17 protein-coding genes are annotated in these 20,325 nt (G+C 45.3%); 6 read left to right on the top strand and 11 right to left on the bottom strand.

All coding sequences use genetic code 11. From position 1 onward, the window contains the following. Positions 1 to 30 precede the first annotated feature (30 nt). Positions 31 to 459: a hypothetical protein gene (locus tag L1285_RS15265; protein ID WP_046003388.1), complete on the top strand. Its 429-nt coding sequence runs from the start codon at positions 31 to 33 to the stop codon at positions 457 to 459. A 55-nt stretch (positions 460 to 514) separates the two neighbouring features. Here L1285_RS15265 and L1285_RS15260 read toward each other — a convergent pair whose 3' ends face one another. The 7 genes from L1285_RS15260 to L1285_RS15235 all read right to left on the bottom strand — a co-directional run bounded on the left by L1285_RS15260 (position 515) and on the right by L1285_RS15235 (position 5,927). Then, positions 515 to 1,630 (bottom strand): DUF4124 domain-containing protein, encoded by a 1,116-nt coding sequence (locus tag L1285_RS15260; protein WP_235413058.1) that lies wholly within the window; start codon positions 1,628 to 1,630, stop codon positions 515 to 517. Between the two features lie 74 nt (positions 1,631 to 1,704). Continuing rightward, on the bottom strand, positions 1,705 to 2,469 hold the full coding sequence (locus L1285_RS15255; RefSeq protein WP_235413057.1) for a substrate-binding periplasmic protein: 765 nt from the start codon (positions 2,467 to 2,469) through the stop codon (positions 1,705 to 1,707). A 472-nt stretch (positions 2,470 to 2,941) separates the two neighbouring features. Further along, entirely contained in the window at positions 2,942 to 3,205 is a 264-nt protein-coding gene (locus L1285_RS15250; RefSeq protein WP_235413056.1) for a hypothetical protein, read from the bottom strand. 15 nt (positions 3,206 to 3,220) lie between these two features. Beyond that, complete coding sequence (locus L1285_RS15245; protein WP_235413055.1) at positions 3,221 to 4,453, bottom strand: hypothetical protein; 1,233 nt, start codon at positions 4,451 to 4,453, stop codon at positions 3,221 to 3,223. Positions 4,454 to 4,711: 258 nt separating this feature from the next. Continuing rightward, entirely contained in the window at positions 4,712 to 4,843 is a 132-nt protein-coding gene (locus L1285_RS23635) for a hypothetical protein (RefSeq protein ID WP_268836089.1), read from the bottom strand. Positions 4,844 to 5,029: 186 nt separating this feature from the next. Further along, a complete protein-coding gene (locus L1285_RS15240; RefSeq protein WP_156158583.1) occupies positions 5,030 to 5,200 on the bottom strand; it encodes a hypothetical protein in 171 nt (56 codons plus the stop codon). A gap of 412 nt (positions 5,201 to 5,612) precedes the next feature. After that, complete coding sequence (locus L1285_RS15235; protein ID WP_235413054.1) at positions 5,613 to 5,927, bottom strand: hypothetical protein; 315 nt, start codon at positions 5,925 to 5,927, stop codon at positions 5,613 to 5,615. Between the two features lie 236 nt (positions 5,928 to 6,163). Here L1285_RS15235 and L1285_RS23970 point away from each other — a divergent pair, with 236 nt between their 5' ends. Both L1285_RS23970 and L1285_RS15230 read left to right on the top strand, forming a co-directional pair. Next, a complete protein-coding gene (locus L1285_RS23970; protein WP_442960507.1) occupies positions 6,164 to 6,688 on the top strand; it encodes a very short patch repair endonuclease in 525 nt (174 codons plus the stop codon). Positions 6,689 to 6,838: 150 nt separating this feature from the next. Further along, positions 6,839 to 8,377, top strand: a complete 1,539-nt coding sequence (locus L1285_RS15230; RefSeq protein ID WP_235413053.1) for a DNA cytosine methyltransferase — start codon at positions 6,839 to 6,841, stop codon at positions 8,375 to 8,377. Here the strand turns inward: L1285_RS15230 and L1285_RS15225 are convergent. From L1285_RS15225 to L1285_RS15215, 3 genes are read right to left on the bottom strand one after another with little or no spacing between them, the layout of a single operon-like run. After that, positions 8,374 to 10,245, bottom strand: coding sequence for an ATP-binding protein (locus L1285_RS15225; protein WP_235413052.1), 1,872 nt, complete (start codon positions 10,243 to 10,245; stop codon positions 8,374 to 8,376). The genes L1285_RS15230 and L1285_RS15225 overlap by 4 nt on opposite strands. Further along, on the bottom strand, positions 10,238 to 13,231 hold the full coding sequence (locus tag L1285_RS15220) for a DEAD/DEAH box helicase family protein (protein WP_235413051.1): 2,994 nt from the start codon (positions 13,229 to 13,231) through the stop codon (positions 10,238 to 10,240). Before L1285_RS15220 ends, L1285_RS15225 begins: the two co-directional genes overlap by 8 nt. After that, positions 13,224 to 13,838 (bottom strand): class I SAM-dependent methyltransferase, encoded by a 615-nt coding sequence (locus L1285_RS15215; protein ID WP_235413050.1) that lies wholly within the window; start codon positions 13,836 to 13,838, stop codon positions 13,224 to 13,226. The genes L1285_RS15220 and L1285_RS15215 overlap by 8 nt, the downstream gene beginning before the upstream one ends. A gap of 501 nt (positions 13,839 to 14,339) precedes the next feature. Between L1285_RS15215 and L1285_RS15210 the strand changes: the two genes are divergently transcribed. Then, positions 14,340 to 14,531 (top strand): hypothetical protein, encoded by a 192-nt coding sequence (locus L1285_RS15210; RefSeq protein WP_235413049.1) that lies wholly within the window; start codon positions 14,340 to 14,342, stop codon positions 14,529 to 14,531. A 478-nt stretch (positions 14,532 to 15,009) separates the two neighbouring features. Beyond that, positions 15,010 to 15,171, top strand: coding sequence for a hypothetical protein (locus L1285_RS15205; protein ID WP_235413048.1), 162 nt, complete (start codon positions 15,010 to 15,012; stop codon positions 15,169 to 15,171). Between the two features lie 78 nt (positions 15,172 to 15,249). Here the strand turns inward: L1285_RS15205 and L1285_RS15200 are convergent, their stop codons facing one another. Then, on the bottom strand, positions 15,250 to 19,221 hold the full coding sequence (locus L1285_RS15200) for a hybrid sensor histidine kinase/response regulator transcription factor (protein WP_235413047.1): 3,972 nt from the start codon (positions 19,219 to 19,221) through the stop codon (positions 15,250 to 15,252). Between the two features lie 333 nt (positions 19,222 to 19,554). Here L1285_RS15200 and L1285_RS15195 point away from each other — a divergent pair, with 333 nt between their 5' ends. Beyond that, on the top strand, positions 19,555 to 20,268 hold the full coding sequence (locus tag L1285_RS15195; RefSeq protein ID WP_235413046.1) for a helix-turn-helix transcriptional regulator: 714 nt from the start codon (positions 19,555 to 19,557) through the stop codon (positions 20,266 to 20,268). The last annotated feature ends 57 nt before the right edge of the window (positions 20,269 to 20,325 follow it).

The following is a 20,325-nucleotide window of genomic DNA, read 5'->3' as shown; positions in this document are numbered from 1 at the left end:
TTGAATAACAAGACTTGAAGGAGCCAAGACATGTTTGAACAGTTTAAATCATGGGCAACGTCAGCCCATAAGTCGGGCACAGACATGTTTACGTCAAACCTGGTGCCATTGAGCGATGTCCAGATCAAAACTGTGTTTAACCAGGGAGTGCACGACATTGCTAAGTACTCGCGCAATGGCCGCTCAGTGTACATAAAACATGTGTATCTTAATCGTCTTAACGAGACGGTAAAGCCCAATATCAGCGCCAACGACATCGACTTCTTCCGTTCATTAGACCAGATTTTTCAATATTGCTATGTGCTGGTTTATGTCAAATGCAGTCGCTCCAATAAATACGATACCGCATTCTTTCTTGATGATTATGAAGCAATACAGGGGATCAGCAAAAGCGAAGCCATGCAGCGCCAGACCGACCTCACCTCCATCGCCAGGATCATCAGAAGCGAACTACTCTGACACTTTGGCGCCAGGGTTACAGTCTAAAACAATAAAACGCACTTAACATTCCCCCCTAAAACCGGTGCTCAGTAAGTTTCTGCCGCGTTACCTGGGCATAGCTATTAGTAAACCGGCTTTCGAGCGTTTCAAAAATTGACTGAACCTGAGCAACCCCAAGCAGATCACATGGGTTTTTCTGCTCGAGACGCATATAGTGCTTTAATTGCGCGCGGCCATGCTGTGAACTCATAAGATAGTAAACAAATACCCAGCTACTCCTGTACATCAGGCTCTGAGACTTGCCTTTCCATGAGCCTGCGGCTTCAAACAAGCCATCTGGATGCACCAAGCTGCCAACCAGATAGTTATTACGAACCCAGGCACCATTTGGCTTAAGCTGGCTAAGATTCATTGACGTTTCGATATACTCAAAATACTCCGCAGCCCCTTCATTAAACCAACGCGGGGTATTGCCAAGTACTGCCTGATTGATGGCGTGTACTGCTTCATGAATAGCAGTGCGCATAGCTTGCGCCTCATTGCGATACTCAACCACCGCAATGTTATGGGCTGCTTTGTAAATCCCCTGATTGCCTGCGGCACTGGAACCGAGAACCTCGAGCATCTTGCGATAAGCGCGGCGATTATTTGCAATCACTATACGCAACTTAACCTTGCGCATAGCTTCCAGCCCAACAATCCCAGTGTAAGTACGAAACACCGCGTTCAATCGGGCCTCCAGACGATTGCGAAAATCACGGCTCAAGGCGCCATAATCGAGCTCAAGATCAAAATAGTCCAACGCCTGATTAGACTTAAACTGGTATTCAGTCGCACCTTGTTGTGGTGGCCTGTCGCCAAAATGAGTGATGCCTCTGTCATCCTGCCAGGTGTAAATCCCATCAGCACTTTGAATTTTTACCCTGCCCAGCGCCGCAATATTGCACCGATACTGGATTGGGGCGCCACAGGCTACATGTTCTGTGCGATCTGAATCCGGCTCAGCTGACTGATGTGCGGTTCTAGACCCGAGGCTATGATGCTCAGCACTGCTGGCTCCCGACTGCTCGGTTGCTAGAGGGGTGGTCAGTAATCGAGTCTCCAGCCACGCAGCAAGGGCTTCCCGATTCAGGTAAAGGGCTAACAATACGAGCCCGGTCACTAACAGGTTTGATTTCCAGTCTCTCATGCTCCGCCTCCTTGGCGACTAAAGTATCTTGGGTGATGCCTGATATCTTACCAGCAATTTGCACAAAATTCGTATTACTCCTTTTGCTGTGCGCTTTGCCAGTATTCTCTTATTTGCTGGTAGCGACCCGTCTGGATCAGTTTGGTCAGGCTGGTGTTAAACGCATCCCTGAGCTGCGCATCTTTGAATGCAACATAAAACCACAGCGGATTATTTTCGAATGGCAGCAGCACCTTGCCCCATTGATTATTGATGTACACAGAGGATGACCGGTTAAGTTCAGAAAGGTGCCAGCGCAGCAGCGTGTCGTCAATCAGGATCACATCACACTTACCATTGAGCCACTCAATTACTTGGTTTCGTTGCTGGGGAAATTCCAGGTAATCTTCTTTGCCCGCCACGATCTCGCTCAGTTCCAGGTGCTCAGACGCGTTCTGCCAGGCGCAGATACTGTGCCTGGCAAGCTCCTGCATAGAGTTCAGTACAAATCCGGGGTTGCGGCTGTGGATGGCATAATTACTGTAGGAAATAAAAGGAATGGAATAATGTAAACCCGGCTGAGCACGTGACATTTCTACCGCAACATCTATCTCGCCCCTTTCGAGTAACCGCTCCATGCGTTTGATAGATACAAAAAGTGTTTTATATTGCCAGCCCAGCTCCCCGGCGGCTTGCTTAAATAGCTCTACACTAATCCCGGAGCCACTGCGTTCATCCACATAGGGCGGGCGGCTAAGGCCAAACGCGACCACTAACTCTTTTGCCCATACCGCATGACTAACCAACACCATATATGATGTGATAACCAAAGTAATCAATGGCTTAAAACGATTACCCATGCAACAGCCATACCTTGTTACAGCCCGACCCAAATTTGAGTCTAGCATATAATTTACCGGCGCTCGGTTATAAGGCAGCCACACAGGTGCCTGAAACTCTGTAAGTACAGCCGAGAATAATGAGAACCTTAAGTCGTGGCTGTGTAGAAGATCCCGGCATCCCGTGCACCGACACGGGATCTGCTTACTGGCAGCTCTGTGGCTAAGTTAAAGCACAACCAGCAAAAGCCACACCGTCATCCCGTGCACCGACACAGGATCTGCTTACAGGCAGCTTCATGGCTAAGATAAAGCACAACCTGCAAAAGCCACACCGTCATCCCGTGCACCGACACGGGATCTGCTTACAGGCAACTCAGTGGCTAAGATAAAGCACAACCTGCAAAAGCCACACCGTCATCCCGTGCACCGACACGGGAGCAGCTTACAGGCACCTCAGTGGCTATATAAAGGCTTTAAAAAACAAAGAAAACTAAGGTGGGTTATTAGGGTCTTCGCGCCAGTCGTAGTTGCGGGCGTCATACAAGCCCTCATAAGGGTCTTTGCGCACATGCCCCATGGTCAATGACCCTTCTTCCAGCATTTTGAGTATAGGATTGCCTTTTTCAAGCGGGCCTTTAACACAAGGACACGAGAGCATTTTCTTGTCTTCAACATACTCAAAAGGCTGGTCAGCCCAGCGCTTTGGCTTTGGTTTAGACCTTTTGGTGAGTAATCTAATAAGCCGAGCTATCATGGTTGATAGAGTCCGTTACTTCTGGCGTAACCAGAACAAGCTGCCTTCAACACTCAGCCAGGCTTTTTTACCACCCGCTTCAAGGTAAAAGTCTACCTCTTCTTCGCTGCCAGGTGAGTACGAATCATGACAGGGCTTGGTCCGTTTCTGGCCGGTCGCAACTTTCAGAAAATGACTGTTGTACTCTTTAAGCGCCCTTTTGGCTTCGCGGCTGTGGGCTGTGTCGCCTTCGGTAGCATACGCCATCAGTGCATGTGCAGCCTGCGTAAAGGTGGAGCATTCGCTAAGCTGCCCCAAACAATCTCTGAGCTGTGCCCAATCTTGCATCACAATAAAGCAGTTCAGCAATAAATACCGGTTACCCTGATTATCGTTGGGGTTTAACCGCAACAAATCCTGAAGCTCTTCAACGGCTTTTTCTGGCTTGCCATAACACAGGTTAAGTTGTGCCCGCTTGGCGCGGAGCATCATATATGGCCGAGTCTCGTGCATTTTCCAGAAAACCCCCATGTTCTCTGTTACATAATCGGGGGTGATCATATTTTCTTCAAACCGCATAACCAGGCGGTCGTAATCTGCAATCGCCTCTTCATCATCACGGTCTAAGACTTCTTCGAGCATCTCGTTGAACGCTTCGTGCGCCAGCTCCAGCATTTGAGGATCGGTGATACCATACTCGCCCAGCACTTCAACCATGTCATCGGCAAAACGCATTGCGTAGGCGGTATTGGCCACATAAGTTGGGATCATACGACGTTGCTTAAGCAGCACTTTACCAAAGTCCTCGTCCTCATCGGCAAACTCCCGCCTGGCCTGCTCATAGCTGGTAAAACCACGTAAAATCTCCTTAAGCCACTGTAGCTGCTGGCGCTGCTCGGCATTGATATGCTCGGTATTAATCCAGGTAAGCGCGCGCAACATGCCCATACAATACAAAGACAGCGGCTTATCGGCACCCAGGCTTTCTTCAGGCGCGGTTTTAGATAGCGCGCATTGCTTAGGTAAGGCATTTTCGTCGCGGATCATTCTGCGAAAGCAGATGGTGTAAAAATCCATCACTGCTTCTAATTGCTTGGCGTGTTCAAGCTTATAGTGACCAAATAAGTGCTCAAGCCATTCGCTTGGCAAAGGGGGCTGCAACGCAACACCCAGCCCCATTAAATATCCTTCAATGTAAAGAATATCTGGCTGGAGCTCACTATTTGCCGACAAGGCTTTTACAGCTTTTTTAATCAACTGAATAGACATAGAAATTTGTTTTTGCATGAGTTTAGAGTGTTATACCGTCCAGCAGCGCTAAGGTAAAGGCATTAACCATTAAATAACAGCTGTTATACAAAAAAAACGGTTGTTTGCTCATTAAACACTCACCTTTATAGCGTTACAGATGGCTAGCCTTGTATAATTACCAAAATAGTAAAACATAAAAAAAGCAATGCCACACAGGGAGCCTGACATTGCTAAAAGGGCCATCTGACTATCCAGATGGTTCACATGAGACAGGAATTAACAGACACCTGTTTTCAGCATGGTGTACATTGAGCTGACCAGGCCACCTGCAACAAGCTTAGTCGCAGCATCGCCCAGCTCAGAGTCATCCAGTTTTTTGATCACTTTTTTATTCAATTTAATCTTCATCAGGTCCCCTCCTAATTTTTATTCTTCCAATAACGCTACTGATAAATTACAGCAGCCTGTTCAGCCAAACTGGTTGCTTCGAAACACAACTCTGAGGCCTGGCATAATTTTAATCGTTTACTTTATCGACAAGTAAAAACAACGCTGTCATTTAAGGCTATGCACGCGCAGCCATAGCTAATTGTATTAGCAGTAGCGCTGCGATGTAGCCGGAGTATAACAAGGTCCGTTATAGCTGTTAGAGCCACCACCCGTGCCACCGGCCACTTGATTGGTCAGCAACTTAGTCAATGCGGCGTTATCCAGATTTTTAATAATTTTTTTGTTCAGACTCAGTGTCATTTTTTTAGTTTGCATTGTTTTTCCTTACCAAGGTAATGAATATATTCATGTTCATACATAAAAAACATGCGCTTACTCATTGTTTGTAACCTGCCAGCTGCAGCCTGTTTAAAACACCAGACTTTCACAACCCAGCGCCAAAGCAATTACAGGCGGTTACAATATAACCACATAAAGGGTACACAACAAAGCCTGACGATATTAGATTATAGTCTTATAGCCCTTGGCATTAAGGCTCGAAACACACAATAGGCAACATGCGCCAGAGTAAGGCAATACTCGCAAATGAGGATTTAGGCGTAAGCAATCCAAAACAGAAAGAAACGGCTACCGGTAAAAAACAAAAAAGGCCGCGAATGCGGCCAATGCTCACTTAAAATGCGTTTACTAAAGTTAGACGGCCAAAAACCCATCTAAAACGCAAATATTAGTAGTTTACGCAAGTCACCGATTCAAGCAGTGCGTAACACTGATTTTTTGAGCCGCTGTCTTTTTGCACCCACTTAGTGCCACCGGCGTAACGGGCAAACGTAGACTCGTCTTCACCACACTTAGTGGTAAAACGCACCGCATCGTCAAACCCATTAATATGACAGTAGCCATACGCATTGTAAGCACTTGCCCATACATCCAGCTTTACCGAGCTATTTGCATATACGCCTACGTTATGCAGCACCACTTCGCCAGCCACAGAAGAAAACGCACACGTACTCAATGCCGCAGCAATAATCAGCTTTTTCATTTCTTAATCCTTTTACTTATTTTTAGCGTTTAGTTAGCGGGTAATTTGCTACCCACATTGATGGTAAAATGAGCTGATTTAAATTTTGCTGCATAAATATTGCAAAAACGTGAAGTATAGAAATATTCCAAACATTGAGATGCAACTGGTTTAGACTTATTTTTATCGTGTTCTCAAGCTTTGGGCCACCCGCAATGGCTGGAGCACTTTCAAGATAGATACGCCGGAAACAGGTTATGGATGTTCACAATAGAAAAACTCGCAGTAAAAACATGCGTGCCATTAGTTCCACTAACACAGCCTTAGAGAACACCGTAAAGGCACTCTTAGAAGCGCGCTGTCTGAAATTTGTCCCCCAACCAAAGCATATACCGGGAAACCCTGACTTTTTTGTAAATGACTTAAACATAGCTATTTTTTGCCACGGATGCTTCTGGCATGCTCACGACTGCGCTTTGTTTAAGCTTCCGGGAACCCGGAAAGAATTTTGGCAAGCAAAACTCCACGACAATACCATAAGAGATAAAAAGGCACTCTGTCAGCTGCATGCCTGCGGGATACGTACACTCGTTATTTGGGGGTGCGCTGTAAAAGGAAAAGAAAAACTGCCGCCCTCAGTTTTACCACTATTGATATCAACATGGCTCCAGGGAATGCACAATATCGGAGTAATTGATGGAACAGGCCTATCGAATTTTCAATCGCCTCAGGAAGTTACATATAGAGACTTACTTCGCTCCCACACAAACCTTATGAATTAACTCCCGCTTCCAATTTACCAATCAAATATTGGACTAACCTTCTGTAGATTGAACATTTTACATTCGCTTAAACGGATATTTATCACTAATGTATTGCTACTCAACACAACCTTGTTTATATTTTCTGACTTTTCTCAGGCAGGCTTAACAGTGGACATTGATAACGTTTTAGTAATTGACTTATTCGCGGGACCAGGCGGGCTCGGTGAAGGTATTTCTTCAGCTAAAACTGAATCAGGCCAGTATCCATTCAAAATAGGTGTATCTGTTGAGAAAGATCCTTACGCACATAAAACACTGACCACCCGTGCGCTATTCAGAAAACTCAAATACGAGCTTAAAGATCCCTGCAACTACTATCGTTATCTGCACGGTGAAATAACCCGGGAACAGCTTTTCGAGCTTCACCCGGAACAAGCCGCAGAAGCAGAAGAAGAAACTCTGGGCGCGCCCAGAGAGCTGGGCAAAGACAATGACTTGATCCATTCGAGAATTAGTCAACTTGTCAGCGAGCATAGTGGACCAAAAGTCGTCATTGGTGGTCCGCCATGTCAGGCTTACTCACTCGCAGGCAGATCTCGTAACGCCGGTAATAAAGAGTACGTAGCCAAAGAAGATAAACGCCACTTCTTATATAAAGAATACCTTGAAGTACTGAGTATTGCGCAGCCACATGTCTTTGTAATGGAAAACGTGAAAGGTATTTTGTCAGCCAAGATCGACGGCGAAATTATGTTTCCCAGCATTCTGGAAGACCTCAGAGAGCCGGGAAAGATAACAACGCATAATTGCGACTACAGTTACAAGATATACTCCCTCGTAGTGCCAAGCAGCGACACTGAAGCACCAGCATATAAGAGTACAAAAGACTACCTCATTAATTGTGAAGAGCACGGTATCCCCCAGGCCAGACACAGAGTTATTTTGTTAGGTGTCAGAAGCGACATAAACGCGGTACCGGGTGTTTTGGAAAAAGCCAATGCTCCTGTCACAGTCAGGCAAACCATTGATGATCTGCCTAAACTTCGTAGCGGCTTTTCTAAGCAAAAAGATATTACTGCTGACTGGGAAACATGTATCTCAGAAAACGCAAGCAAAGTCTCTACAATCCTGAAGTCACTGTTTGATGAAAGCTGCATTTCAGAACAGGTGTTACAACCCTATAAAGGATTACAGAGAAAGAAAGACGGTCCATACAGAGAACCTGAACTTATGCCGCAGCACCTCCGGGACTGGCTTTACGATAGTAATCTTGAAAAAGTACTGAATCACGAAACTCGTGGTCATATGGCAGATGACTTATTGCGTTATGCCTTTTGCGCCGGATACGCAATGACGGGTGACGGAGTTTCTCCAAAATCGCGAGAGTTTCCAAAATCCCTGGCCCCTGCTCACAGTAACTGGGACACAGGCACACATGCTGACCGGTTCAGAGTCCAGGTGGCAGACAGGTACGCAACAACAGTAACCAGCCATATTTCAAAAGATGGCCACTATTTTGTGCATTATGATCCAAAACAATGCAGAAGTTTGACAGTCAGGGAGGCCGCTCGCCTTCAAACCTTCCCTGATAACTACTTCTTCGAAGGGAACAGAACCAACCAATATGTTCAGGTTGGTAATGCTGTTCCTCCGTTGTTGGCATACAAGATTGGTGTAACTTTGTTAGAGCTATTCTGCCTTAATTAATGCCTAGACTTGTTATAAGTGTCATAAGCTTCAATGAATTCTTTATGATACTCTTTTGACTGCTCAAGTAGTTCAACGTAAGTTTTAACAAATACTTCACCACTTTGAATATAGGTTCTTTCTTTGTCGGAAAATAAGTAATCTGAAGAGTTTTTTTGACCACCGACAACAAAGCATACGACTTTTGAGAAACCTGTTGTAGAAGCATACTTATGCTTTAAAAAAGCACCGTATCTGTAAGCCTGTTCCAATGATCTTAAATCAACTTTATAGTTGCTCCTTTTTATCTCAATTACGTAAAGAATATCACCTAATGCATTGCTGCAAAGAAAATCTATACGCCGGTTTTTCTCTTCTAAATCTTCTTCTGGGAATGACTCTTTTAACAATTGAGAATATTTAACTTCGTCTTTAAACTCAAGAATTCTTGGATCTAGCAGCCACGAGAATTTTTTCAAAAAATTATGCAGAGTTGGCACTTCCCTTGTGTCTTCATCTAAATAATTTTCAAACCTTTTAATTACCTCAACCCTGGACGTTGCGAGATCTCTATAATGTTTCGATTCAACTGTTTTCCAATCATCCATGATAGATAGTAACATTGGTATATCTTCATCTTTTGTGGATATTTGAGAAATTTTATCTGCATACATTTTATACGACTCATTGTCGAACTTACCTATTACTCGACTAATTATCTCTGCGGATTCATCTGTATCAATATTAGCGTTCTCCAAAATTGGATTTATTATTTTATCGCTTAATTCTCTCTCAAATAAAGGTAATTCCTCCCTCCATTTATCAATTTCTAAATTGTGTTTAATTTGAACAGTATCTTTCTTCGAAGAGCCTCTCATTTTCTTCCATTCAGCACCAATTTTTTTGATTGTTTTTATTAAATACTTTTGCAATTCCTTAGTTTCATCATGCTCCCAATTAAGAGAGTGCCTATCCGTAGATATTACATCATCATCGAAGTCGTCAATAAAATTAACTTCAATGTACCCAGTAACGTAACTGTGAAATTGGTCATTATCCCTAGCTCCATAAAAGCTAGCCGTGTTTACTATTTTACCCCTAGAAGTGAGATAGATACCTCTCATTTCAGTATCTCTAACCGGCGTTTTTAACGTTATGACTTTCCCTCCAACTTTATCCCAGTGCATGTATTGATCATCAAACTTGATGTCAGGAAAATTCCATTCAAATTCCTTATTCAAAGATTTATACTTTAACTCATTCGTCACTTTTACTTCCGATTCATCATTTCCATTTTTTCTTAGACTACACTTCATTTCATCGAATATAATAAATTTTTTTGATAAACTTAAGGCAATATCATCAAGTTCAAAGCTACTCTTTCTACGAATTTTCTTTAGCCGAATTTTAGTTCCCGATTTTTCATCTGTCGGCTCATTTTTCTTTATCTGCTCAGGTGAGTACTCATTGCCGATACTATTTTTAATATCTTTCAAGTTCATCAAAAAGTGATTCTTTACACCACTCTTGACTGATTCAACTTCAATTTCATCGCAAATACCAAATACAGATAGCTTCCCTAAGCCTTTCTTACCAATTACAGGCCTGCCAGAAGTGCTCGTTTGCCTCTGTGTTTCTTTTCTTCTATTTCTTCCGATTACTAGGTACTTATTGTTTAACTCTTCAAAAGACATTCCCTCGCCATCATCTTGATATTCTATTGCCTTTTCCTCTCCCTTTTCAAGAAAGTCTATCTCAATATTATTTGCATCTGCATCCCATGAGTTACTTATCAACTCTGATAAAACACTCGGTAATTTTGAATAAAGTGAAACTCCTAAATGCTCAATTGTGTTCGGATCAAAACGCAATATTAATGACTCACTCATTTATTCTTATCCTTATATTTATTAACCGCGCAAACGTCACTAAACTCTCGTCCGCGATAATGGTTTCGTAATCCGGGTTGCGGGCGACCAGCAGGTATCTGGCTTCGCCCTGTTCGTTATATTCTTTTTGCACGTCGCGCAGTAAAAACTGGGCGTCGCCCGATTCATCAAATCGTTCGATGGCGATGGTGGTGCCCGTGAGTGAACCGGCGTTGTCGCTGCTGATGCGCTCCAGTAGCAGTAAATCACCGTCCAGAATGGGGTTTTTACCGCCGTTCATTGAGTTGCCGCTGGCGTGGGCCAAAAAGTGCTTGTCCGGGTCTACCCTGCCAGCACGATCAGGTGCCGGTCGCCATGTCATATCGCTGCCGTCACCGGTTTTAAAGTGGCCGCAGGCAATTTTTAGATTAGGGAAATACGGCAGCTGAACCACATTGGAGCTGTCAGGTTCGCTTTGCTGCGCTGGTATCTCGGGCTCTTTTTCGTCAGAGGCTTTTTCCGGCTCTGGGGTTGCTGCTTTCAGCTCTGAAATACGCTTGTTTTCAATGCGCTGGGTGTATTCAGCCAGTCTGAGTTCAATAAGCTCTGCAACACAGTCGGCCATCTTGTCGATATCCTGCTCCGGCAGCGGATCAGTGTGTACGTTCGCAATCAGCTGCGCGCCTTGCAGATCTTCACCATTTTTTTCGACCTTAAACCAGGTTGTGCCTTGTTTGGCTTTTTTGAGTCCGGTAAAGGCTTCTATGGGGTTGCCCAGCCAGTAGCTGAACCAGGCCAGGCTGTCTGGTTCCAGTGTTCGTTTGGATTCTGGCAGATCATGCGCTTTAAGATGCGGGTAGCGTGCTAGAATTGCTGCACTGACTTTGGCCAGCTCGCTCAGGGGTGGCGCAGCTCTGAAGCCATCGAGTTGTATAAACGCTTGTAGCAAAATGGCCTTAAAGCATTTGGTCATACTGGTTTGCTGTACGGCATTAAACAGAAAGGCTGCGTATGGCGCTAACCAGTCTGCATTAATTTCGTCACCGATATCGGCCAGCATCGCAAACCAGCTGCCGTGTTGTTTATTGACTTTTTTCAGGTCGCCGTAATGGCGATAGAACTCACTTGCACTTGGGTTATGCCCAAGCAGCTGCGCCAGATGATCATAATCTTCCAGTGCTGTGGTGCGTTGTATTTTGGCCAGCTGCTGCCAGAAATCGGTGATCTCTAGGTCAAAGTTGATAAAGCACCCTTCGGGCAATTTGGGAGCTCTCAGTGCTTGTGTCACACCCTTTGCGCCCTGCGCGTTAAGCAGCGCCGCCGGCTTATTTAAAAAACTATGGTGGTTGCCGATAAAATCCAGCACGGTGAGGTGGGTTTTGCCTTCACAAGTTCGTAATCCCCGGCCAAGCTGCTGTAAAAATAGAATTTTGGAATCGCTGGGCCGCAGCATCAGTACGGTATCAATGCTGGGTAGGTCGGTGCCTTCGTTAAATAAGTCCACTGAGAATAAAATCTCAACCTGCCCTTGCTCAAGCTGTTCGAGCGCATCATTACGACGTACCTGAGAGTCGCTGTGTACGGCCAGCGCCTTAATACCTGCATGATTAAAGTAACCCGCCATGTGCTCGGCATGGCGTTTAGAAATGCAAAAGGCCAGCGTGCGTTGCTGTTTGCGCGCTTGCCACTCTTTTAATGCATGGGCCGCCCGCTTACTGGTTGCAAACTGGTTTTCCAGTGCGTCCGGGTCAAACCGGCCGTTGCGCCAGGGAATTGCGCTGTAGTCAACGTCCTGATCCCAAATGCCATAATACTGAAATGGCACCAGCGTGCCGTTATCTATTCCCTGAGTGAGGTTGCGTTCAAACACCAGGTTGTTGTCGCACAGTCCGAGTATATCGGCCTGATCGGTACGCTCCGGCGTGGCCGTTAAACCCAGCAAGAACTGAGGGGTAAAGTAGTTGAGTAATGCGCGGTAAACCCGGGCACTGGCGTGGTGAAATTCATCCACCACGATATTGTCAAAATGATCCGGCGCAAAGCGCTGCAAATGACGCGCTTGCCCTAATGTCTGGACTGAGGCAAAAAGGCAATCGGCGTCTGAGTCTTTCTTTTTGCCCGTATATAGCCCGGTTTTGCATTGTAATAATCGCGCAAAGGTGCGCTGAGCCTGAGTCAGGATCTCCTCGCGGTGAGCAATAAACAAAATACGCTTTGCATGCATTTGTTGTGCATCAAATACCGAAAGCCAGGTTTTACCCATACCCGTTGCGAGCACCACCAGGCCCCTTTTGAAGCCCTGACGGCGCGTTTCTGCCAGCGCGTCCAGTGCCAGCTGTTGGTCGGCGCGCGGTGTTACGGGCTCTGCATCGCTGGCATCTTCCGACTCCCCTGCAACAATAAACTGCGGCGCATTTCGTCTTTGTATATAGGTATCAATCCAGCTATGGCTGAGTGTTTTAACCATATTATGAGCAAACAGCTCGGCAAATGCCCGGCGAATATGATTGAATTCGCAGGCCCCCTTGCTGCCAGGAGGATGGGTGTAGTCATGGCGAAAACACCATTCCAGCCCTGTAGTCAGTGCACTTTTACTAATATTGTTTGAACCAATAAAGGCGCAGCCTGCTGCAATTTCAGCGCTGTTTTGCTGCGTTTTAACAAAAATGTACGACTTCATATGAAAGCTTTGATGTTTGTCACTTTCATAAATGCGAATATCAGCACCACGCTCAACCAGTGTCATTAATTCGCGTAATGCCACCGGGCTGGTGATGTCGAGATAATCAGAAGTAAGCAGTTTGAGCTGTGCGCCACTGCGTAGCGCCTCAAGCAATGGATCGAATAACAACGCCAGTCCGCTTGGCTGGATAAAAGAGACTGTGATTTCAATTTCGTCGGCATGGTTAATGGCATGCACGAGTTTTGGCAATAAGGGATCGGTGCCGCCCGCCGTCAGTTGACGTGCGCTGTTTTGCAATACGGTGTCTTGGCTAAAACTATTCACCACCCACCCGCTTTTCGTCTGTCAGCATTAGCAACGCATTGAGCCAGCGTTCGTGTTCGCGGCCGGGGCGTTGGTCGCCGGTTTGCCAGGTTTTGCAGGTTTTAAGACCGGTGTTTTGGGCAAGTAAGGTGTTCAGGCTTTGCTCTGTGAGGTCGGTGAATGCGCGGCCGTCCGCGGTGCGTTCGCCCTCGCCGTATTTGAATGAGATATAAATGATGCCATCTGGTTTGAGTGCGTTTTGCAGGCGCTGAAATACGTCTGGCAGCTGTGCCATTGGCACGTGCAGCAGACTGGCGCAGCACCAGATGGCATCAAAGATGTTGGTTGCTCTGAGTTCGTCAAAGCTGAAGCAGCCGACGGGTTGTTCCAGATGAAAGCTGGCGATGTTGGCAAGCTCTGCGCAGGCGTCGAAGGCATCAACGCGATAGCCAAGGTTTTTAAACGCCAGTGCATCGCGGCCAGAGCCGCAGCCGGCATCGAGGATTGTGCCGCCTTTGGGTATGGCGGGTAAAAACTCGTCATACAATGGCTGCATGTTCACTGCAAAGGTTGCCTCGGCAAAGCTGACGGCATTGCGGCTGTAATATTCTAATGTGGAGTCTGACATCACTCACCCGTTTACTCTGTGGTGCAGCTAATAAGGAGGTGGTGCATAAGTCAGGTTGGGTGCCAGAGTGTTCTATGGCTCCATTACTGCTGATCGGCGGTTACAACTTCCTTTGCGCGACACTTTAAAACTGTTCTTGTTGTGTGCCTGCTTTTTTTACAGTTAAGAGTGAGACGGTTATCAGTTAGACCGTCATTTGGTACAGGCGCATAAATAATTTACAACACTTTTTTCTGGTTGAGTAGCTTTTTATCCGCAGTTATTAGCGATTTTAAAACAATTGCTCAACTTTTGATTACAAATTGGGTTGAGGGCCAGAAATCGTTGTCGGTTGGGCCGTTTAGTATGTTTTTGGTTAACTTTGCATGATAACTCTAAGCTGGCTTTTGATTCTATTACAGCGGGTTACACTGACAAGAAGACGGTGCAGGGTTTTGATCGGTATGGATAGTTTGGGCTTTGGGTGTTGTCTTTTGGATGGTTCCCGGCTCGGAGGTCGGGATGACTAAGGGCTCGGAGGTCGGGATGACTAAGGGCTCGGAGGCCGGGATGACTATGGGCTCGGAGGCCGGGATGACTATGGACTCGGAGGCCGGGATGACTATGGACTCGGAGGCCGGGATGACGATAAAGCCGCTGGCCGGGGTTACCTTACACGGTCGTCAATTGTGTAGATATTGCAGTTTTATTTGAACAAAAAGTCTGGTAGCTAAAACGCAGTTGCATCACACAATCCTTCACCGTTTGTGCGTTTAATAGTATACCTTCCTGAGCAATGATCTTAGCAAGTCGCCCAGAAACTCTGAATCAGCTAGGGAGGTTTTAAACACCTCAGCTCCCCATTACTTTACGTCGAAACTAATTTCCAAGTGCAACAATATGACTGTCCCGTAAGTACGCGTCAAGTTAATTGACAAAAATGGGAGGTCGGTAGACATTTAATAGCCTAATTGCACTGTCGGATTGTGGTTGCTGGCAGAGTAGCCTTTTACAGCGAGTTTGAAGGAGTCAACTACCACTCATTTTGCCTTGTTCTTTAGCACTATTTTCAATTAAAAACACTCCCCGAACGGGGGTAAGAATAAGTACTTATTTTGGCAACACCATCATTTACAAGCATCTGATTAAGTGTAAAAGTGATCCCCGGTGACATAACAAAACGGAGACCATTATGAAACTTACGCTAAAAACAAAAAAGATGAAGAAGCTGTCTGGTAATCAAACAATGCAGGCACAATTGACACCGCTGGTGCAGGGAGGGGCAGACGCATTTCAACCAAATGGCAACCCACCTGCAACAGGGTCAAATATTACAACTTGTCAGGATGATTGATAGTAAACAAAGAAGCATGTTGGTTTATCTAATTGATTAAATATAAAAAAGGCACAATTTGTGCCTTTTTACGTTGATTTACGCTTGCCGCTCAGGTTCTTTCTCATACTGCTTAGTATAATGCTGCGGAGACATATTAAATTCAGCTTTAAAGCAACTACTGAAATAAGCAGGAGATGAAAACCCGACCTGGTAAGCAACCTCAGCGACTAAAGCGCCCGATTGCAACTGCGAACGTGCTTGCTCTAAACGATATTGCCTGAGCAGAGCATTTGGCGATAGCCCTGTCAGATTTCGGGTTTTGCGTTGCAGTTGTCGCACACTCAAAAATACATGACTGGCCATGCTCTCAGTATCAAAATTAGGGTCCTGATAATTTTGTGCAATCACTTGTTGAATTTTATCAATAAAGGGAAGTCGCTTTGTATCGCTGAGTGTACTTGCCGGAAGCGGGCTGCGTAGGATCTGTTCTGCAAATAACCGCGCTAGTTTCTTACGCCCTTTAATCAAGTTTTCCACCCTATGCCTCAGCACATCGAGATCACAGGGTTTACCCATGTAATCATCAGCTTCTGCCTCAAACCCCAGGATCCGACTACCGTCATCCTCTTTTGCTGTAAGTAATATCACGGGAATATGGCTGGTTGTATCATCCTGCTTGATCTCTCGCAGCATCTCCAGCCCCGACATTTTTGGCATCATCACATCACTGATAATAAGATCGGGTAGGTCGGATTTTGCTTGCGACAGGCCTTGCTCTCCATCACAGGCGACTGTGCAATCAAACCACACAGATAACGACTCCTTAAGCATCATTCTTAACTGCGGGTTATCTTCTACAATCAACACCCGAGCGTTAGGCTCAGAGTTGTCACTCACGTTAACCTGAGAGCTTGTTTCTGTACGCACCGTGCTGTCTGTACCTTGCGACAGCCCTTCACGGTAAAGAGGGACCGTCAGGATAAACTGGCACCCCTTTCCCGGTTTGCTGTTTAGTTCAATCTCGCCCCCACAATCGCGTATTAGCTTTTGAACCAAAGACAAACCAATGCCCTGTCCGCTTATATCACTTTGTTCTCCCCGTACATATCGTTTAAACACGTCTGCCTGCAAGGATTTACAAATACCAGGCCCAGAGTTAGTAAACTTGAGTTGCAGGAAATCACCTCGTTGGTGCGCTTCGACAAAAATCTCCCCATTTTCAGGTGTATATTTCACTGCGTTAGACAGTAGGTTTGTTACTATTTGTTCAAAGTCCGCCTCGTTAAGCAACACTTCCTGTACATCCAGAGTATGTGTTACTTCATAGCGGATCTTCTTTTCATTGGCGAGCAGCTCAAACGCATGAGCCTGCTTTAGCAACACGTCTTTGGCAGTAAAGTGATGATTTTCATAAGGGGAAACATCATCTTTTCTGGCATAGCGGATCAGGTTGTCGATGAGCTTTTCCAGCCGTAAAGCCTGTGAATAGGCTGCATGCCATTTGCTATTGCCATCATTAGTTGACTGCTTCAGCATACTCTTAATAGGTAGCATGATCACCGCCAGAGGCGTTCTCAGTTCGTGTGATACGTTGCCAAAAAACACATTTTTATTTTCCATTAAACTGGCAATTTGCGCACGCTTTTGATCTATCTCTTTAGTACGGGACAATACCAATTCTTCCAAGTGCAGGTTGCGACGCTTTAGCTGATGTGTTCTGGCGAAAAGGATCAGACCAATCAATAACACTAAACCAGCAGCGTATAATGTCAATGCCCAGCCAGTTAAATGCCAAGGCGTTGCAATTTCAAATTGAAAGCGCGATTCAGTCCAGTCACTCGAAATCGCTCTGCTTCTGATCACAAACTCGTACTTCCCCGGTGGCAAGTTTGTATAAGTCGCACTGCGGTGTGTTTGTTCGGTCTCCGTCCAGTTCGTATCAAAGCCAAGTAAACGATACTGATAATGAACATCGACGTCCTGATCGCGTTTAATGTTAACGAACTCGAACTTAAAATTTCTCTGCTCGCTCTTAAACCATCTGCCCGGCAAAATAGTGTTCTCCGAATACAGCCCGTCTTGGTACACCGCGTAACGCTCGCCCTGCACATATATTCTGCTTATATGCACGCCATACGGATCCAAGGCCTGTATATTTGATAAAGCCACGATCCCATTTATTCCTCCCAGGTATAAAACTCCTGTACTCGATTCAGCTGCACTGTCATACGTTTTGGCGCCAATATTCAAACGCTTAAACGGTGTAGAAAACACTACCTGCATAGTATCGAGCGAGAGTTTATATAGGTTGGTCATGTCAGATGCCCAGATATGCCTTGTGCCAACCCGGTATATAAAGCCAAATACAAGGTTGGGATAAATACCATTTAGATCAAGCAGCTGTGTACGCCCTGTTTTCAGGTCATGAAGGAGCAATCCATAAGAGGTCGCCGCCCATAAGCGCCCTTTGTGGTCGATATCCGCGTCATATACAACAAGTTTCTTATTACTTTTCGATGTTTGGAATTTCACCAGTTCTGGTTCACCTTGACCCAAAATGTATGTTTCGAAACCGCAGGCTAATACTGCACCATTACTGCCTTTTTTTAGATTTTTGAAATGCCCGGGTAAAAACGACACCTGCTGACCAGTTTGTGGTGCATATTCTACGACTCCCTCAAAAGTCAATAACCATAAATGGCCATTATCCGACTGCTCTATATCTCTAATCTCAAAATCAACTTCTCCCATAGACGGAACACTAAACCGAGTCGCAGAATGTGCCCCCTTTTCAAGCTGATACAGGGCGGATAATGCGCCAAACCACAATGTTCCGTTTTGCCCCTTATAGACAGTGAAGATATCTAGCTCGGGCTTAGCGCGGTCCAAATAAACAGGCTCGGCCTCGGCAAAACCATCATGCTGCAAGAAAACCCGGTTTTGGCTTACAAACCACAAGTTATCATTTTCATCAACTTGCAAACCGTCAATCTTAGGCATACCGCTTACTAATGAGATAGAGTCAGCTTGTTCAATTGTGTATTCAGGTTGTCTAAGCTCCACTTCAAATATAGAGCGACTGGTTGCAAGCCAGGTTGTCCCGTGTTCATCAAACACATTACTTATCAGGAATACTTGCTGCATTTGAGCATTGGCGTAGTACCTGCTGACCCGGCTAACTCTCTCTGCAGAGTCTATTGCAATGAGCTCAGAACCAGTGCCAACATAAACCGCATGACGGCCTGAGCGCACGGACGTAATTGCATGATGATCAATATCACTTAAATGGGTTAGTGAGGGCTGCCTGGATTCAGGTTGTTCGAGCCTGAAAAACCCTTTTTCAGATACCACATATAAAGTGCTATCAGGTCCGGAAGTTACAATTCTGGTATCAGCAAGTTCATTGCTTTGCCACAGTTTAATAAATACGCCTGAGGATTTTTCAAACCTAAACACTTCGCCACGCTTAGAGATAAACAAAGGAGAATCTTTGTACATAGTAATGCTAAAGCGCAGATTGTGTCTGACCCCCGAGCTGTGTAAGTCATATAACTGATAACCAACGTCATCAGCAGAGAAGTGAACTAACTGTCCATCATCGCCCATAAGCCAAAACATATCCTGGCTATCCTGATATAAAGCAGCCGGTCTGAAGGCATCGTTATCCTTGGTGCGGACAGAAAGAAAGCTGTCCTTAGACAAACTCGTTCCTTTGGGAGCTTGTTGACGCAGAGTATCCATATAAGGCGTGAAGCTGTCCTGCCGGGCGCTGTATAAGTGCAATCCGTGGCCTGTTAGCAACCACCTGCGCCCCTGAGCGTCTTCAACAACTTTTCTTGCTAGCGAATGGGGATAGAATATGGACTGATAACCGTCAAACCTCAGTACGCCGGAAGTACCACTGATCCACAAATACCCCTGACTGTCTTGTGAAACAGAGTTAATGATAGTAACCATATCAAGTTTGTCGATGGCCTTATGGTGCAGCCTGATCTCAGCAACTTCACGCGCATGAGTATGCCATTGTATGGTAAAGAAAAAGACAACTAACAGAATCCTTTTTAGCATTATTGCCTTTGCGTCCTTGCTGTAAAATGCGTAATTACTTTCTATAACCTTTATAAGGTACAGTCAACTTGTTTGTTAAATATTTGACAACAAAATGGCTTTATAAGGATGAGATTTTCAATTTGCACAATAATTAAGCACCGCATTAACAGCTAACCCCATTGCAATTAACCCTCTACCTAATTGTTTTATAGGCTAATAATTATAGATGTCGCTTTTTCGGTGTAAGGTGTCGCTTTTCTCGTAACTGATACAGCAAAAAATTACCTAGCTTAACGGTGCAGGATAAAAAACGAAGCCTGCGATAAAACAGAAGAGCACACAGGAGTTTATATGGATTACTCAGGTAACAAAATCAGCCACTCAGATAACTTTGCACTGTATCCGGAAACTGCCATTACTACCGCATTAAGCCGTTTTTCAGAGCCACTGGGGATGGATAAGTTTCTCATTGTTGGGGTGAATGGCACGGAGCCGATATTCAGGTACCTTTCCACCTGTTCTGAACAATTCCTTCGCGCTTACTTTACGGATGGACATTGCTTTTCTGATGACCTGATCCAGTACTGCCAGCAAACACTGGCACCACGATTCTGGAGCACTCGCGACTATCATGGGTCAACCCTTGCACCAAAAGCTTTAGGCAATCTCTTAACACAAGAAAACATCAACTGTGGCATAGTCATCCCTGTTCATTATGGCGGCGCCATCGTGTTAGTTAACTTCTTTTCCAGTCAACCATATGAAGAAATAAAAATGGCTTATCAGCAAAACAGTGCGATATTGAGTGATATCGCTTTGACTCTGGTACCCAGAATTATCAAAGAATGTCCGGACTATCTGTTTCTGCGTCCGACATTAACACCCAAAAGCAGTGAATGTTTACTGTATATGGCAAAAGGCATGACTAACCCAGAAATTTCTGAATTAATGCAGGTGTCCAAAGACAGAGTAAAAGAACTGGTTAGCCAGATCCTTGTTCAGTTGGGTGCAGCGAACAGAACAGAAGCGGTACTCAAAGCAAAACAAAGTTTACTTATCCCATAAAAAAGAGGCCAACCCAGGGTAGTTCCCCCTGCGGTTGGCCTCCCGGTTGACGCTCAA

This window comes from Pseudoalteromonas sp. DL2-H2.2, from assembly GCF_021532535.1.
GTDB lineage: Bacteria > Pseudomonadota > Gammaproteobacteria > Enterobacterales > Alteromonadaceae > Pseudoalteromonas > Pseudoalteromonas rubra_A.
Note: the sequence above shows the minus strand (reverse complement) of the source record. Positions and strands in the feature narration are given on the sequence as shown.